The organism is Streptomyces sp. NPDC085946, from assembly GCF_044540485.1.
Lineage (GTDB): Bacteria > Actinomycetota > Actinomycetes > Streptomycetales > Streptomycetaceae > Streptomyces.
Genome location: NZ_JBITSF010000042.1, coordinates 21,530 through 37,192 on the forward strand (window position 1 = coordinate 21,530; position 15,663 = coordinate 37,192).

13 protein-coding genes, 1 tRNA gene and 3 pseudogenes are annotated in these 15,663 nt (G+C 70.7%); 4 read left to right on the top strand and 13 right to left on the bottom strand.

Annotated features, from left to right (window positions below; genetic code table 11):
• Positions 1-601 precede the first annotated feature (601 nt).
• Positions 602-675: transfer RNA gene (locus tag ACIF8T_RS38545), tRNA-Ala, on the bottom strand.
• 126 nt (positions 676-801) lie between these two features.
• Positions 802-1,617, bottom strand: coding sequence for a sulfite exporter TauE/SafE family protein (locus ACIF8T_RS38550; RefSeq protein WP_400041912.1), 816 nt, complete (start codon positions 1,615-1,617; stop codon positions 802-804).
• Positions 1,618-1,949: 332 nt separating this feature from the next.
• On the opposite strand from ACIF8T_RS38550, the gene ACIF8T_RS38555 reads away from it, so the two are divergent.
• On the top strand, positions 1,950-2,948 hold the full coding sequence (locus ACIF8T_RS38555; protein ID WP_400041914.1) for a YdcF family protein: 999 nt from the start codon (positions 1,950-1,952) through the stop codon (positions 2,946-2,948).
• 707 nt (positions 2,949-3,655) lie between these two features.
• Here ACIF8T_RS38555 and ACIF8T_RS38560 read toward each other — a convergent pair.
• A complete protein-coding gene (locus tag ACIF8T_RS38560) occupies positions 3,656-4,153 on the bottom strand; it encodes a hypothetical protein (protein WP_400041916.1) in 498 nt (165 codons plus the stop codon).
• Positions 4,154-4,248: 95 nt separating this feature from the next.
• On the opposite strand from ACIF8T_RS38560, the gene ACIF8T_RS38565 reads away from it, so the two are divergent.
• Positions 4,249-4,740, top strand: a complete 492-nt coding sequence (locus ACIF8T_RS38565) for a winged helix-turn-helix transcriptional regulator (RefSeq protein WP_400041917.1) — start codon at positions 4,249-4,251, stop codon at positions 4,738-4,740.
• 269 nt (positions 4,741-5,009) lie between these two features.
• Here ACIF8T_RS38565 and ACIF8T_RS38570 read toward each other — a convergent pair whose 3' ends face one another.
• The 7 genes and pseudogenes from ACIF8T_RS38570 to ACIF8T_RS38600 all read right to left on the bottom strand — a co-directional run bounded on the left by ACIF8T_RS38570 (position 5,010) and on the right by ACIF8T_RS38600 (position 12,330).
• The gene (locus tag ACIF8T_RS38570) at positions 5,010-6,038 is read right to left on the bottom strand and encodes an NAD(P)/FAD-dependent oxidoreductase (RefSeq protein WP_400041919.1); all 1,029 of its coding nucleotides are present in this window, start codon (positions 6,036-6,038) and stop codon (positions 5,010-5,012) included.
• Positions 6,039-6,049: 11 nt separating this feature from the next.
• Positions 6,050-6,568: an isoprenylcysteine carboxyl methyltransferase family protein gene (locus ACIF8T_RS38575; protein ID WP_400041921.1), complete on the bottom strand. Its 519-nt coding sequence runs from the start codon at positions 6,566-6,568 to the stop codon at positions 6,050-6,052.
• On the bottom strand, positions 6,565-7,653 hold the full coding sequence (locus tag ACIF8T_RS38580) for a type III polyketide synthase (RefSeq protein ID WP_400041922.1): 1,089 nt from the start codon (positions 7,651-7,653) through the stop codon (positions 6,565-6,567). Before ACIF8T_RS38580 ends, ACIF8T_RS38575 begins: the two co-directional genes overlap by 4 nt.
• The gene (locus ACIF8T_RS38585; RefSeq protein ID WP_400041923.1) at positions 7,650-8,831 is read right to left on the bottom strand and encodes a geranylgeranyl reductase family protein; all 1,182 of its coding nucleotides are present in this window, start codon (positions 8,829-8,831) and stop codon (positions 7,650-7,652) included. The genes ACIF8T_RS38580 and ACIF8T_RS38585 overlap by 4 nt, the downstream gene beginning before the upstream one ends.
• Positions 8,831-9,568, bottom strand: coding sequence for a UbiA family prenyltransferase (locus ACIF8T_RS38590; RefSeq protein WP_400041925.1), 738 nt, complete (start codon positions 9,566-9,568; stop codon positions 8,831-8,833). Before ACIF8T_RS38590 ends, ACIF8T_RS38585 begins: the two co-directional genes overlap by 1 nt.
• Before the next feature lie 95 nt (positions 9,569-9,663).
• Entirely contained in the window at positions 9,664-10,728 is a 1,065-nt protein-coding gene (locus ACIF8T_RS38595; RefSeq protein ID WP_400041926.1) for an NAD-dependent epimerase/dehydratase family protein, read from the bottom strand.
• Positions 10,729-11,503: 775 nt separating this feature from the next.
• Positions 11,504-12,330: pseudogene (locus tag ACIF8T_RS38600) on the bottom strand (sigma factor).
• A gap of 86 nt (positions 12,331-12,416) precedes the next feature.
• On the opposite strand from ACIF8T_RS38600, the gene ACIF8T_RS38605 reads away from it, so the two are divergent.
• A complete protein-coding gene (locus tag ACIF8T_RS38605; RefSeq protein WP_400041927.1) occupies positions 12,417-12,875 on the top strand; it encodes a carboxymuconolactone decarboxylase family protein in 459 nt (152 codons plus the stop codon).
• A gap of 135 nt (positions 12,876-13,010) precedes the next feature.
• Positions 13,011-13,819: pseudogene (locus ACIF8T_RS38610) on the top strand (transposase family protein).
• Between the two features lie 41 nt (positions 13,820-13,860).
• On the opposite strand, the gene ACIF8T_RS38615 reads toward ACIF8T_RS38610, so the two are convergent.
• The 3 genes and pseudogenes from ACIF8T_RS38615 to ACIF8T_RS38625 form a co-directional block, all read right to left on the bottom strand.
• Positions 13,861-14,250, bottom strand: a complete 390-nt coding sequence (locus tag ACIF8T_RS38615; protein ID WP_400041929.1) for a hypothetical protein — start codon at positions 14,248-14,250, stop codon at positions 13,861-13,863.
• Between the two features lie 242 nt (positions 14,251-14,492).
• Positions 14,493-15,343, bottom strand: a protein-coding gene (locus tag ACIF8T_RS38620; protein WP_400041930.1) for an IS5 family transposase whose coding sequence is annotated in 2 segments (ribosomal slippage) — positions 14,493-14,983 and positions 14,983-15,343 — 852 coding nt in all. Because the reading frame shifts where the segments join, the coding sequence is not laid out codon by codon here.
• Positions 15,344-15,428: 85 nt separating this feature from the next.
• Positions 15,429-15,663, bottom strand: a pseudogene (locus tag ACIF8T_RS38625) (hypothetical protein); the annotation flags it as partial.

Here is a 15,663-nt window from a genome sequence, read left to right on the forward strand (position 1 = left end):
GTCGCACACGGGCCGATCACCGGTGCTGCCCGGTGCGGCGTGCTGCTCGTCCGCGGACCGCCCGGACTCCGTCGCCCGCGAGACCACACGCGCCGACGGCCACACCGCCAGGATCGGCACATGGCCGGCCAGGGCCCGTACCAGATACCGTGCCGGCCTGCTTCCGGGCGGCCGAGGATGCCGTTCGCGTCAGCCGGAGCACGGTCCTGCGCCCGGTTGACGCGCTCCCGGGACCGGCACCGCCCGCCCCACGGGTGGTCGGTGGTGACGAGTGCGCGACCCGCAAGGGAGGGCACCACGGGACCGTCCTGGTCGATGCCGAGACCCGGCGGCCGATCGGTCTGCTGCCCGGCCGGGAAGCGGTCAGCCTCGCAGCCCGGCTGGCGAAGCGACCGGGGATCGAGGTCCCAGCCGCCACGCCCTCGCCGCAGGACCGGAACGTGACCGGGACGCGGTCGTCGCCGGGTTGACCCTGCCCTGGAACTCCGTTGTGGTCGAAGGGCACGTCGACAGGATCAAGATGCTCGAGCGTCAGATGATCGGCCGCGCGGGTCTCCGACTTCTCCGCGGACGCGTCCTGCTGGCATGAGTCGAGGTGGGATGGGGCTGACCGGATTCGAACCGGCGTCCTCCCACATGCGGTGAAGGCGCGACAACCACTGCGCTACGAGCCCCATCCCACCACGATCGTACGAGCCACCCGCGCCCATCGCTCTGGAATGCACCCAGCGGGCTGATCACACAGCGCGACGGCATCACAAAACCCGAGCCAGGACCTGAGGTCAGGAGGCACCAGGCTGCTCAGTCGTGACGGGCGAGCTTGACCGCTGAGACGAGCAGGATCACAGCCAGCGCAGGGATGAGCACCAAGTCCGGGAACACACCGAGGAGCAGTCCGCCCAGCACGGCCCCGGCGACCGAGCCGGATGCCATGACCACCGTGAAGCGGCGGTGGGCGCCGAGGACGGCGAAGCTGCCGTCACGGCTGTAGCGGGCGAACGCGACCAGCATGGTCGGCAGGGAGACCAGCAAGGAGAGGCTTCCGGCGGTCTTGATGTCCTCGCCGAAGAGCAGAACGATCGTGGGGATCAGCAGCTCGCCGCCGGCCACCCCCATGATCGCGGCGACGACGCCGATGCCGAACCCGGTCGCGACTCCGGCGGGGATCCGGGCCCACAGTGGCAGCGTGAGCGTGTCCAGGGCAGGGGTGTGGGTGATCACGAGCGCGGCGGCCATGAGGACCATCAGGGCGGCCAGCACCTTGTAGAGGGTGGCGGAGCGCATCCGGACCGCCCAGGACGCGCCCGCCCAGGCGCCGAGGAGGCTGCCGGCCAGCAAATTGACCGCGACCGGCCAGCGGGCAGAGACCTCGGCGGCCGACACCGCGACCAGTCGGGAGGGCAGCGCGACCAGGACTACGATCAGACTCATCGCCTTGTTCAGGATGACCGCCGAGAGCGCGGCGAAGCCGAACAGACCGATCAGCAGCGGCAGGCGGAACTCCGCACCACCCAGCCCGATCATTCCCCCCAGAACACCGATGGCCGCCCCGGCACCGAACGCCACGGGCGCCGAGTACGTCGGCCGAGAGGGCTGGAGGGACTGGTCTGTGGTCATGACCGTCATCCTCCCCCGTGGTTCCCTCCGGCTGCCACGGCGTACCGCCGCCTTCGGGGCGGGGCACCGGGCGGCCACCGAGGATCCGTGGAAACCTCCGAAATGCCGACTGCGCAGCCCACCCTCACCGCTGCGCCCGGCGGCACCGGCCGCCGTCGGAACATGCCGGTCGCGCCGAACACATCCACCGCTCGCCCGCGTTCGGAGCACCGCAGCGGGTCTGGGAGGATGGCCGGCAGCCGTCCGTACCGAGTCCGTGAACCCGCGGGCGGCGAGGGACGGGCGGGTACGGGCAGCGGCCCGGCGGGCGGGAGAGGGGAGCGGTGCGGCACATGCCTCAGTACCCGGAGTACCTCGCCGCGGTCGGGTTCGCCGCGGGCGGCGTCGTCAACGCCTGGCTGGCACCGCACCGGTTCTCCACCGCCGTCCTGTTCTGCCTCGCGGTGACCTCTGCCGGACTCGGCGTGACCGTTCGCAGTGCGCCGGCCCACCCGACCCTCGCCACGGTCCTCGCCGTCGCTGCCCTGGTTCTGACGCTCGCGCTGGGCCTGCTGTTGCTGGCCGACGGCGTCCTCCTCACCCGGCGCTACGGACCGCAGCCGGCCCTGCTGGCGACCGGGGCCGCCGGTTGCGCGGTGCTGGCGGTGCTCGGCCTCGACGTGGTTTTCCACGCAGTCGGCGGCGAAGCGTTCGGTGCCCTCGTGCTCGCGGTGAACGCCGCCGCGACCTACCTCACTCTGCTCTTCCTCGTCTTCGCCGGCTACGTGTTCGTCCGGGGCCGCACCACCCCCCTGCCGGACACCACCCATGTCGTCGTCCTGGGCGCCGGGCTCGACGGCGACCGGCCCGGCCCGCTGCTGACCCGCAGGCTGGAGCGCGCCCTCGCGATCGACGCCGCCCGTCCACCGGACACGCCTCGTGCGGTGTTCGTCGTCTCGGGCGGCCAGGGCGACGACGAGGTCCGCTCCGAGGCGGACGCGATGGCCGAGTACCTACGTGGACGCGGAGTGCCCGCCGACCGGATCGTGCGGGAGGACCGCTCCGTCAACACCGGGCAGAACCTCCGCTTCAGCGCGGCCCTCGTGGGCGGCACCACTCCCGGCCGGCGTGCCACGGTGGTCACCAGCGGCTTCCACGTCTACCGCACGACCCTGCTGGCCCGCCGCGTCGGCGTGTCCGTGCACGTCGTGGGGGCGCCGACCTCGCCCGCCTACTGGCTGGCCGCGACACTGCGCGAGTTCGCCGCGATCCTGTGGTTGGACCGCCTCCTCCTGGTCGGACTCAGCCTGCTGCTGGCAGTGCCGGTGGCGACGGCGGTCCTCGCGCGCTGAAGCGTCAGCCGCAGACCTCGCAAGAGGTCTTGTGGGGCAGGCTCGTAGGTCACCGTCTGGTCCGGGCAGTCCGTGGCCAAGTCGTGCAGGGCGGCGAACTCCGTCAGGTCGGCTGCGAGCCCCCAGCGGAGCTTGGTGCCGACCCGTTCGGCGAGGTACCGGCATCTCGCGTCGCCGGCGGGCGGCAGCCACTCGGCGGGGTCCTGATCACCCTTGGCGCGGTGGAAGCTTGCCGTGACGGCGACCAGGCTCACCGTCCTCATCGGAGAGGCGTTCAGGACTTCCTCACCCTCCGGCGGCTCGACCCGCAAGCCCGGATGCCGGCCTGACTCTCCACCAGGCCCTCGATGTTCTTCAGGACCCGCTGAGGTGCTGGGCCGCACCTGCACCACCTGCGGGCGCCCCCTGCCCACCCCTCGGAGAAGCCGCGGACAGCCCAGAACCAGGGCACGTCCTGGCTCGTCTACACCCGAAGGTGTGAGCAGCATCAGCTCCTCGACCTTGCGAAGCTCAGAGGGAAGCGGTCGTACAGCCACACACAGCATGCGACGACCTCCGTCGGGAACCGGTACCCCTGATACGACGGCGCCACGGCGTCCCCTCCCGATACCCGCCCGACCGTCCGAAAGTCGTCCCAGGCACTCAGCCCACGACCAAGTCGACGTCGCCGCAGACGGCACTGACGCGGACCGGCCGGCAGCCGGCCGTTACGGCACGCGGGTGTGCTCTGCTCGGCTGGCAGCGATGCGCCGGGCCGCGAGCGTGCGAGCCCGCTCGGCGTCATGGCCGGTGAGCCGGGCGAGGATGGCCGCGAGGGGGGTGATCCGCCCGCGTCCGCCCCAGTGACCCTCGGGAATCTCGGTGGGGAACACCCAGATCCGGCCGGGGTCGCGCGGCCACGCGCCGTTCTCGGCGTCGAGGATCGCCTCGGTGACCTCGGCGATGACGCCGGCGCGCCCGCGCTCATCGAGCTGTCCTTCTGGCACGGAGGGGACGACTTTGTAACGGGGCGCGTCTGCAAGCACTCCACCGACGTAGACAGCGGCCGGCCGGTGGACGAACGCCCACGACACCGCGCGGGTCACCGGATCGGCGGGATCGAACCCTTCGTGGCGAACAAGGATCTCGGTGATCCGGTTCAGCAACGCCGCCTCGGCCTCGGGCTCGATCGCGCCGTCAGGGATGTACACGTCGAGCATGGGCACGGCCCACCTCCTGGATTTAATTCTTCAACTCAGGGTGGAGAGAACGCTAGGGATGCTGAGTGGAAAATGTCAACCCAGGTCGGTAGGGTGAAGGCGTGGACAGGCAGCAGAGGATCGACCCGGTGAACTGCTCAGTGGCGCGGGCCCTGGCGGTGGTCGGTGAACGGTGGTCGCTGTTGATCGTGCGTGAGGCACTGGACGGTGCGCGCCGGTTCGGGGAGTTCCGGTCCCGCCTCGGTATCGCCAGCAACCTTCTGACCAGTCGGCTGAATACGCTCGTGGCGGCCGGAGTGCTGCAGCGGATCCCCTACCAGGATCCCGGTGACCGACAGCGCTTCGAGTACCAGCTCACCGAGCAAGGACTGGATCTGCGGCCCACGCTGGTGGCATTGCTGGAATGGGGCGACAAGTACCTCGCCGATCCGCAGGGACCGTCGGTCATCGTCCGGCACAAGTCCGCCGGGGAGGAAGCCTGCGAGCAGCCTGTCCGGCTCGTTCTCGAGTGCGCGGCAGGACATACTCGTCTGCCGCCGGAAGCTGTTCACCGTGCTCCCGGCCCAGGCGCGCGCTTCTTGGAACCTTCCTAGTGCCGCATCGGGCGACGTTCGCCCTGTCGTGATGCATCGCCTGGTTCGCTGAGCCGACAGGGACCGAGCGCGGCGGACGGCACAGGGACCCGGCCGGGAGCCGAGGCCCTGCCGCCGGGCGACCTGCACGCGCCCGCACGGGGCCGCCACCCGTTCGCCGCCTACGACCTGGCCGAGGACCAGCTCTACGGGCACGTCGAGAAGACCAGGAACCGCGAACCGGATCGAGGCCGCCGACCGCCGTGCCGGCATACCCGAAGCCCACCGGATCACGTCCCCACCGGGCGCGCCAGCGCGTCGACGGTTCCGGAGAACAGCCACGGCAGCCGCTGCGCCGTGGGTACCAGTGCTGCACGGAGTGGGGGCACTCTCGTCGCGCCGAGCAGCGCGTGGGTCAGCCAGCGATAGCGCCGGGTCAGTTGCCGCCACTCCTGTTCGTAGGTTGCCAGGTCACCGCCGATGACTGCCCGTACCGCTGCCGACGCTTGCGCGAGCGCCAGCGCGATGCCCTCGCCGGTCAGCGCGTCGACGTAGCCGGACGCATCGCCGACCAGCAGCACTCGGCCGGCGGTGCGCGCGGTCGTGTCCTGGCGGAGTGGACCCGCTCCGCGCACCGGCCCGGCGGTCCCGGCTCCGGCCAGCCGCTCCCGTAACTCGGGGAAGGCGGCGAGGTGGTCGTCGTACGCTCCGCGACCGGTGGTGAGCACCGCGACGCCCACGAGGTCATCGGCCACCGGAGTCACATAGGCCTCCGCGTCACGGGCCCAGTGCACCTCGACGCGGTCGCTCCAGGGGGTGAGCACGTAGTGGCGTCGCAGTCCATGCCGTCGGTGGGACCGACGCGGCCGGTGCAGGCCCAGGGACCGGCGGATCGGCGAATGCAGACCGTCGGCCGCAACGAGGTGCCCGGCACGGACGCCGTCGGCCACCACACCGTCTTCGTCCTGCTCGACACGGCGCACGGTGCGCTGCTCGATCCGCACGCCCGCGGCCAGCACCATCTCGCGCAGCGCCGCGTGCAGCGCAGTGCGGCGCACCCCGCGACCCGGGCCTGCTCGAAAGTCGGCGTCGGCCCGTCGCGGCCCGGCGACGTACCGGATGCCCCGCAGGTCGTGCCCCGGCGGATGGACCCCTAGCGCTGCCAGGGCGGCGACGGCACCCGGCATCAAACCCTCACCGCACGCCTTGTCGAGCGTGCCGGCGCGCTGCTCCCAAACAGTCGCATCGAGCCCCGCCCGGGCCGCATTCAAGGCCGTGGCCAGGCCTGCGGGTCCTCCGCCCACGACGAGCAAGTCCATGCATGTCCCCTTCAGGCCAGTCGTGTCAGGGCGGCATCCTCAGCGCGGATGCGGGTGGCGAGCAGGAACCCGTTCAGCACGGTGAAGACGACCGCCGTACCCCAGGCCGAGTGCACCAGCGGGAGCGCGAACCCTTCGACGACGACGGCGACGTAGTTCGGGTGCGAAAGCCGGCGGTAGGGACCGCTGGACACCCGCGGAGCACCGGGCACGACGATCACCCGGGTGTTCCACTGTCGCCCCAAGACAGCAATGCACCACCAACGCAGCGCCTGCGAGGCCACGACGAGGACGAGCATGACCCAGACAAGAACCGGTACGGCGTCCGGCCGCCGCACCCACACCTCCACGAGCGCGCCGACCAGCAAACCCGTGTGCAGCACCACCATGAACGGATAGTGCTCCCGCCCGGACTCCACGCCGCCCCGCGCGAGGCACCAGGCAGCGTTGCGCCGGGACACGACCAGCTCGGCGACCCGCTCCAGACCGACGACCAGGACCAGGACGGTGAACAGGACCTGACCGCTCATCCCCCGCCCCCTGGGGCACGCAGGAGCACAAGTTCGGAGCAGAAACCCGGGCCCATGGCGAGCATGAGCCCATAGGAGCCGGGCCGGGGCGGACGGTCGGCAAGCGTGTCCGCCAGGACGTGCAGCACCGAGGAGGAGGACAGGTTGCCGACCCGCCGCAGTGAGTCCCACGTCATGCCCAGGGCGTCCCGCTCGACCCCGAGGGCGTCCTGCAGCGCCTCGATGACCTTGGGGCCGCCGGGGTGCGCAACGTACCAGCCGAGGTCGTCGTCGGTCAGTCCGTGGTCGGCGAGAAAACCACGGACGTCGTCTCCGACGTACCGGCGCACCAGCCCGGGGATCGAGGAGTCGAGTACGACCCTCAAACCACCGGAACCGACGTCCCAGCCCATCATGCGCTCCGAACCGGGGTAGAGACGGCTGCGTGAGGCGAGCACCTCGGGGCGGGTGAAGTCGTCGGACCGCGCGAGCGGATGCTCGGAACCCACGGCGACCACCGCCGCGGCACCGTCCCCGAACAGACCGCTCGCCACGAAGTTGGTGACCGAGGTGTCCTCACGCTGAAGGGTGAGCGAGCACAGCTCGACCGACATCAGCACCGCAACTCCGTCCGGACGACCACGCAGCAGGTCGTGCAGGCGTGCGATGCCGGCCGCGCCGGCGACGCAGCCAAGCCCGACGAGGGGCAGACGCACCACATCGGGGCGGAGTCCGATCTGCGCCGCAACGCGGGCCTCGAGCGTGGGGACGGCCAGGCCGGTCGCCGTGCACGACACGATGTAGTCGACGTCGGTCGGGGTGAGACCTGCGTCCTTGAGCGCGTCGATGACAGCGCGTCCGCCGAGCTCGACGCCGGCCCGGATGAAGACGTCGTTCGACCGGCCGAAGTCCCCAAGGCGGGCATACTCCTTCAGCGGAAGCACGATGTGCCGGGTTTCGACGCACGCATTGCGGTGGAACCGCTCGACGACGCCGCGGTCGACCGTGCCCTCGACCAGCGTGGTGGTGAAGGACTCGGTGATCTCCTCCTGCCGGTGGCAGTGCTCGGGCAGGACGCCGCGGACGCTGAGGACGCGCATGGTCATGCTGGCTCCTGAGATCGACCGGTCGGACGGCCGGGCGTGATGAACGCCCGGCCGAGGCCGAGCGCGATGGCAGGGGTGAAACGGCCCCAGGCAAGACCGAGTTCGACGAAGTCGTCGAAGACGCGCTGGTCGGCTGCCGAGGCCCGTAGCGCGGCCTCCAGGACACACGTGCTGCGGGCGAGCCTGGCGGCCAGGGCGGTGTGGCGCAGGTGGGGCAGCAGGATCCGGCGGGTGGCGCGGGCGTACCGCTCTCCCGCCCGCTCGGGCCGTCCGTCACGCAGGGCCGCGGCGGCGGCGCGACCGGCCGCGATGCCGGTGGCCACGGCGTAGTGGATGCCCTCCCCGGTCAACGGATTCACCAGGCAGGCGGCGTCGCCCGCGAGGAGCACGCGGCCGGACGGAGGGCGCCAGCGTGCCGTCGAGAGCGGCAGGTGGTGCCCGGCCCAGTGTCGCCCGCCCTCGGTGGCGCCGGGCAGGAGCCCTTCGAGACGCTCGAGCAGGTGGGCCCGGGTCGGCGCCGGACGGTCCCCGTGGAGCAACTCGCCGTACCCGACGTTCGCGAGGCCGTCACCGCAGTCGAAGGACCAGGCGTACGACGGCTGGTGCCAGGTGCCGAACTCGATGACCTGGGCGCCGCGCCGTCCAGGCGCGACCGGAGCATAGCCGCGCAGTGCCAGGGCCACCGGGCCGCGGGGCCGGCCGAGCGCGCGCCGGACGACCGAGTGGGCGCCGTCGGCGCCGACCACGACCGCGGCGGAGAGCTCACCGTCCAGGACCACGGCGCCGGGGTGCTGCCGCAGGTCGCGGACGCGGTGCCGGAGGAGCCGGGCGCCGGCGGCGACGGCTGCGTCGGCCAGTCGGGCATCGAGGATCCGGCGCGGCACCACCCATGCCGGGCGGGCCGTCCGCCGCTCGGCGACCAGGCCGCCGCGGCCGAGGCGGAGGCGGTCGACCGGGATCCGGTCGTCGACGAGACCGGTGACGCCGACATCGGCGAGCAGGTCGAGGACGTGCGGGGCCACCCCGTCGCCGCAGGCCTTGTCCCGCGGGAAGTCCGCCCGGTCCAAGAGGGCGACGCGCAGGCCCGGGTCGGCGTGCAGTGCGCCCAGGGCGGTGGCGGCACCGGCCGGTCCGGCGCCGACCACCGCGAGGTCCCAGGCGGTGGATGCCGGCGCCATCAGTCAGCCGCCACGAGCAGCACGACGTCGAGCAGGGCGACGGCCACCGCGGCCCGGAACGGAGCACGGCCGCGAGCGACCGCAGTGAACACCGCGAGGATCGCCACCAGTGCGAGCCCCGTCCAGGCCCATGCCGGAGGGGGCCCGGCAGGACCGAGCACGGCCAGCAGCGAGGCAACGGACAGCAGCACGACGGCCAGGAAGCGCGAGGGGCGCTCGCCGATCCGGTGCGGCAGGCCGCGGACGCCGGTGCGTTCGTCGTCGGCGAGGTCGGGCAGCGTGTTGAGCAGGTGCGCCCCGATACCGAGCGCGGCGCCGGCACCGGTGGCCCACGACGGCGCCCATGCCGGAGCGGGCCCGGCCAAGGTGACGACCGAGGGCAGCGTCCCGAAGGCACTGGCGTACGGCACCCATGACCACCAGGTCGTCTTGAGGCCCAGGTTGTAGGCGTGGCCCGCGCCGACGCCGAGAACGATGTTGACCAGCGCGCCACGCCAGCCGACGAGCGCGGACAGTACCAGGCAGGCGAGTCCGGTCACGGCCAGGGCGCGCACCACCCAGCCGACCGGGAGGGCTCCGGTGGCCAACGGTTTGTCGGTACGGCCGACGGCGCGGTCGCGAGGGAGGTCGTGCAGGTCGTTGCCCCAGCCGATCGTGAGCTGACCGGTGAACACCGCCGCGGTGACGACGGCGGCGTCGAACGGGCGCAGGTCGCTGCGGAGCGCGAGCAAGCCCACGATGGCACCGACCGCCAGGGCCGGTCCACCGTGGGCCGCGACGAGCAGCGCCGACGCAGCCGGCGGCCCGGGGCACCGCGGGGCCGCACCGGTGGTCACGGGTGCCGCCGCACGGCGACCGGTCCACGGCGGATCGCATCGCCGAGCGCGCCGAGGACGGTGCGGGGGCGCAGCACGGGTGTCCGGCCGGACGCGGCCTCCCTCATACCTTCGATCACCTCGGCGAGCACCTGCGGGCCGTCCTTGGACGGGACCCAGTCGAGTTCCGTGCGCGCGCGGGTCGTGTTCAGTGTCGGGAGCGCGAAGCCCATGTCGAGCCATCCGGTGTCCACTGGTTGCAGGTGCGCGTGCCAGGCGGCCGACATGACGGCGCGGACCACCGCGGAGGGCACGTGCACCAGCCTGGCGCCGAGCGCGTCCGCGATGACCGCCGCGGTCACGGGCGTATCGGCAGCGAGGTTGAACGGACCGCCCGCGCGCCGGTGGAGCACCGCAACGATCGCTTCGGCGACGTCGTCGGTGTGGACCATCGGGATGGTCAGTCTCCGGTCCATCGGCAGGACCGGCAGCAGGCCGAGCGCCTTGGGGGGCACGAGGGCGGGCACGCCGTAGCGGAGGAGGGCGCTGCCGGCGGCGCGCTGTCCGACGATCCCCGGCCGCAGACGGGTGACGAGCGTGTCGGCGCCGGATGTCTCGTGCCGGTCGAGGAGGCGCTCGGCCGCCGACTTGTGCCGACTGTACCGCGAGCTGCGCACGCCCCCGGTGGGCCAGGACTCGTCGACCGGACGGTCGTCCTTCTTCGGTGAGTAGGCACCGACCGAGGACATGTGGACCAGGTGCGGGACACCGGTCTCGGTGACGGCCCGAAGCACACGGCGGGTGCCGCCGACTCCGAGCTCGGCGAGATAGGCGAGATCATGGGAAGGCTGGAAGCCCCACGCCAGGTGGACGACGGCGTCCGCGCCGATGAACGCCTCGACGAGCGCGTCGTGGCAGGCGTCGGTGCTGAGGTCCACCGAGCGCCAGTCGACACCACGGCTGCCGGGGTCCTCGGGCAGCCGCCGGGCCAGACCCGTGAGGTCGTGCGTGCCCTCAGCCTGCAGGCGTTGCACGACGACGGAGCCGATGTTCCCGGTCGCTCCAGTGATCACGATGCGCATGCAGGATGGGATGCCCCTTCGCTTCCTCGCTCACACGAAGCCCTCCGGCATCCGGCGGACACCGGCGTCACCCGGCCGGTGTACTGCGTGTCGCGGGCATCCTCCACCTCGCCTCGAACCCTACGGGCACTGGCCGACGGCGACGCCAGTACCCGGCGCTGCACCGGGGCGCACGGGCAGTGTCGGCGGGAGAGCCTGGCAGGAATGACCGCAGGCCGACTGCTGGAGGGCGTCTGAAGAGTCCGTCAGCGGGGTTGGTCCTGCGAGGCGACGTACCAAGAGCATCGCCATGGCCGGGCAGGAGGCGTGTGCGCCGTTGATGCACCGAGCGTGGCAAGCAGGTGTCGTGTCGGAGCCGGTGCTGCTCGCGACAGAGCGGCGGCAGGTTCTCCAGGCCGTCGCCGGCATGCTGGGAGTGCTCAGCGAGATGGCCTCAGAGGAGCGCCGTGGCTGACAGGGACGTCGTCGCACCGGTGTGAGGATGAAGGGGCCATCAATTCTTGGCTGCACGGCCCCAGCAGGGCGGGCTGCTCGCGTCGGACGCCGTACTGGTGACCTGTGACTTCACCCGCAGTCTCACGACGTGTCGGACGCTGGAGTCCGAGGTCCGCGCGACAGACGCGGATGTCTCTCCTTGCGGTGAGTGCTCAGCGGAAGGGATGCGCCCGAGGAGCAGAGGAATGCTGTGAGTGAGTTTTCCCAGAGGCCGAGTTCAACGTCTCCGCGGGATCAGGCGTGGACCACTTCGAATTGCGCGGCTTTCGCCGCTAGGGAGTCACACCGGGGCCGGCAGGTCCATGAGCGCGAGTTCGGCCGGGTCGACCATGGCGGTGATCTCGGTGATGCGGCCGTCGGCGACGGTGAAGGCGAGCAGGGAGAGCGGGGTGCCGTCCTTGCTCCAGGAGATGACGCCGGGGCGGCCGTTGACGGTCGCCGCATGTCCTCGTGCCGCGCTGCCGGCCACTCGCGCGCGGGTGGCGACTTCAGTGGCTCCGAGCGTGACGAACGTCCCGTTCGGGGTGTGGACGGTGAACTTCACTTCGGGGTGGAGGACCTGCGGCAGCTGCTCGAACTGACCGTCGCGAGCCGCAGCCAAAAAGGCTTGGACCACCTCGCGTTGTTGTCGCCCGGCGAGTATTTTGGTCGCGTCGGTGGATTTGCCGAGAATGGTGCCGATTTCCGCGAAGGGCACGGCGAAGACGTCGTGCAGCACGAACGCCAGCCGTTCGTCAGGGCGCAGCGAGTCGAGGACCGTGAAAAGCGCGAGGCCGACGGAGTCCTCGAGTGCCACAAGGTCTTCTGGAGCAGGAGCGTCGTCGAGCGTCACGGTGAATTCGGGTAGCTGGTCGTCGAAGGAGACTTCTGGGCGCGTCCGGCCCGACCGCAGGACATCGAGGCTGATGCGGCCGACCACGGTGGTCAGCCGGCCGCCAAGGTTGTCGATGGTGTCGGTGTCCTGGCGGGAGAGACACAGCCACGCCTCTTGACCACGCCTTCCGCGGCGGCATGTGACCCGAGCATGCGGTAGGCGACGGCGCGCAGCCGGTCACGGTGGGACTCGAAGGCATCGACGATCGGGTCCGAGGGATGAGGGCCGGCCATGTTGTTACCTCCCTGGAAGCTGCTCCGTCACAGGGATGACGCGCACAGGCGCCGCAACGTAACCCGATGAAGGAGACCACTCCCACATGGAAAACCGGCTCAAGAGCAAGAACACGAACAACCCCGATGTGCGGACCGCGATCCAGCACCTTCAGAAGGCGATCGCCGCCGGGGGTGCCGACCCGAAGCTGCTCGCGCTTGTCCACCTGCGGGTCAGCCAGATCAACGGCTGCTCGGCGTGCGTCCACGCCAGTGTCGCTGGGGGAAAGAAGGTCGGTGACACCGATGAGCGGCTGCACAGCGCGGCGGCGTGGCGTGAGGCGCCGTTCCACACCGATGCGGAGCGTGTGGCACTGGCGCTGGCCGAGGCCGCCACCCGGTTGCAGGATGGTGCGCAGGGTGTCATCGACGAAATCCGGGAAGAGATCAACGCCCATTTCACTGAGGAGCAGATCGGCGCGATCAACCTGAAGATCGCGTCGACCAACTTCTTCAACCGGATCAACCGCACCATCAAGGAACCGGCCGGCAAGACCTGGGGCTGAGTCCAGCCGGCTCTTGTTCCCGCTGAGGCTTCTCCGGCGAATGATCTTCGGGCGAGCCACGAGGTCGGGCAGGCGTGAAGCCCCTGGTAGGACTGGTCTGCCAAGATCATGTTCGCTCGGACCAGAGGCTTCACGTTGGTCACCTACGCTGCCGCGCTCGACGTCCCACGCCACGTCGTGGAGTTCCTCGCCCGGCTGCCGGCCGCCCACCGGCGCGGAATCGGCACACCGAAGGGCTCTCGCGCTCTGGGCCCGTTCCGCCAGGCGGTACTGGTGCTGCGGTGGTCCCGAGGACGCGGCCGCGTGCACTGCCTGGCCCGGGACACCGGGATCCCACATGCCACCGGCTACCGCTGCCTCCATGAAGGCATCGACATACTGGCCGCCCAAGCTCCTGATCTGCATGAGGTGTTGGACCTCTGCCGAGCCGGGGGAATGACACACGTGGTGCTGGGCGGCACGCCGATCGCCTGCGACCGGCTGACCGGGGTCCGGGAGAACGGCAACGATCCGTGGTTCTCCCGGAAGCGAAGAGCTTCGGCGGCAACATTCGGTTCCTGGCCGCGCCGGACGGTACCCCCTTGTGGGTCTCCGATGTCGAGCCGGGTTCCGCCCCGGACATCACCGCGGCCCGTATCCACGGGCTGCCCGCGCTGTGCAAAGCTGCCGCCGATGGGCTACCCACGCTCGCCGACAAGGGCTGCATCGGCGCCGGCATCGGTATTCACGTGCTCGCACGCCGCCCCAAAAGCCGCTCCGAGACCGCCCTGGACCGAGGAACCCGCGCCACGGATGCGCTGATCAGACACGTGCGGGCGCGCGGCGAGCGGACCGCGGCGGAACTGAAGGAACGCTGGCGAACCCCCAAGCACGTCACACTCGGCCCCAGCAGAATCGGCGACACAGCCCGCGCCGCACTCGTCCTCAATGGGCACTGGAAATGATCTTCACTGAGAAAACCTCACTGGCCCCGGCTTGGTGGGGGTTACCAGCAGAACCATCCGTTCTGCACATACCCCTCCGCGTTGACGTTGCCCCAGGCGAAGCCTCGTACGTACTCGCTGCCGAACTCCGCGTAGTTCTGGTACACAGTGAACGTCTGTCCACTGGTGAGCTGGGCGAACGGCGTGCCGCCGTAGGAACTGCGGACATCGAGCGTCTGAGCGCACACAGTCAGGCGCTTACCGACGTCGCTGTATTGCGCCCACCGGTAGGGGCCGCCGGCGTAGGCAGCGGACTGGGTGACGGCGAGCATCAGCGCCGTGAGTACGGCGGTGAGAGAGCCTCCGAGAACCGTACGCCGCGCCAACCGCCGGGGACGACGGATCTCGCGCGGGGTCGATTCGGACTGCTGACGTAACGCTGACGCGACCACGGTGTTGTCTCCTTGCCTCGGTGAATCACAGCACGGACACAGTAAATGGACAGGGTGGCTTGCGATAGCCACACGGGCGAGTAGCGGACAGGGTCAAGCCATCTTCGGGGATGAGCAGCCGATACGGCTGCAGACCCGGCTCGGGAACGGTGTCTTCGCCGTGAGGGGAACATGATGAGGGGTACATGCGCCTCCGTGTCCGGAGTGGTGCCTGCCCCAGGGCTCAGGTCGTGTCCGCAATGTCAGGGGAGCCAGAGCCGTAGGCAGGCGATGGTGACGAGGGCTTGATAGTGGCGGGCCCGTTTGTCGTAGCGGGTGGCCAGGGCCTTGTTGTGTGTGAGCCGGTTGAAGCAGCGTTCAATGAGGTTGCGGCGGCGGTAGGCGGTCTTGTCGAGTCGACAGCGGCTCTCGCCCCGTCGGATCCGGCCGTTGACCTGGTCGATCCGTTCCGGGATCGCCGCCTTGATGCCCCGCCGCCGCAGGTAGGTGCGGATCTTCGTGGATGAGCCCTTGTCCGCCACGACTCTTTCGGGCCGGGTCCGGGGCCGTCCCGGCCCGCACCGCTGGATGCGGATGCGGGCCATCACGGCTTCGAACCGGGTGCAGTCGTTGACGTTGCCGGCGGTGAGGGTGAAGGCCAGGGGGCGGCCCCGGCCGTCGCAAGCGAGGTGGATCTTCGTGGTCGGTCCGCCGCGGGACCGGCCGATCGCCTCGCCCGGCCGGTCCTGCCCCCTTTTCGGGCCCCGGCCGCGTGCTGGTGGGCCCGCACGGTGGTGGAGTCGACGCACACGACGGTGAGGTCGACCGGGCCGACGGCGTCGCAGTGCTGCTGGACGTGGGCGAGCAACCGGTCCCAGGTGCCGTCGGCCGACCAGCGGCGGAAGCGCTCATGGACCGTCTTCCACGGGCCGTAGCGTTCGGGCAGGTCACGCCAGGAGATCCCGGTGCGGATCTTGTAGACCATCCCGTTGACGACCTGCCGGTCCTCCACACGCGGTCGGCCCGTCGCGGCCCGCGGTATCAGCGGAGCGAGCAACTCCCACTCCTGATCGGTGAGTTCATGACGACGTACCACGACACCATGATCCACCATCCGATGATCTTTGAAGACGGACCCTGGTACACGTGCCCGCAGATGTGGGTTCCTTCCTGCTTGGATGTCCGTTCGAGCCAGCGAATCAGCTGTCCAATGAGAGTGCGTTCTTAGCGTGCGCGGCGGATTCTTCCGAGGCGGGTTCGCCGGGATTCTCGGTGGCCAGTGCCTGGTTGAGGGTGACGAAGTGGCGCATCCGCAGCTCGTAGCGGGCGTACGCGATGCGGTGGTCGCCGTTGGCCTGGGCAAGGCAGTCGGCCAGCACGTGGGCGCCCACGAGTGCCAGGCTGGTGCCCTGCCCCGAGAGGGGGGAAGGGCAG

Coding starts and splice junctions, on each gene's coding strand:
- ACIF8T_RS38605 (WP_400041927.1), top strand. CDS start 12,417: ATGGAAAACCGGCTCAAGAGCAAGAACACGAACAACCCCGATGTGCGG.
- ACIF8T_RS38585 (WP_400041923.1), bottom strand. CDS start 8,831: ATGGCGCCGGCATCCACCGCCTGGGACCTCGCGGTGGTCGGCGCCGGA.
- ACIF8T_RS38570 (WP_400041919.1), bottom strand. CDS start 6,038: ATGGACTTGCTCGTCGTGGGCGGAGGACCCGCAGGCCTGGCCACGGCC.
- ACIF8T_RS38580 (WP_400041922.1), bottom strand. CDS start 7,653: ATGACCATGCGCGTCCTCAGCGTCCGCGGCGTCCTGCCCGAGCACTGC.
- ACIF8T_RS38550 (WP_400041912.1), bottom strand. CDS start 1,617: ATGACCACAGACCAGTCCCTCCAGCCCTCTCGGCCGACGTACTCGGCG.
- ACIF8T_RS38555 (WP_400041914.1), top strand. CDS start 1,950: ATGCCTCAGTACCCGGAGTACCTCGCCGCGGTCGGGTTCGCCGCGGGC.
- ACIF8T_RS38595 (WP_400041926.1), bottom strand. CDS start 10,728: ATGCGCATCGTGATCACTGGAGCGACCGGGAACATCGGCTCCGTCGTC.
- ACIF8T_RS38575 (WP_400041921.1), bottom strand. CDS start 6,568: ATGAGCGGTCAGGTCCTGTTCACCGTCCTGGTCCTGGTCGTCGGTCTG.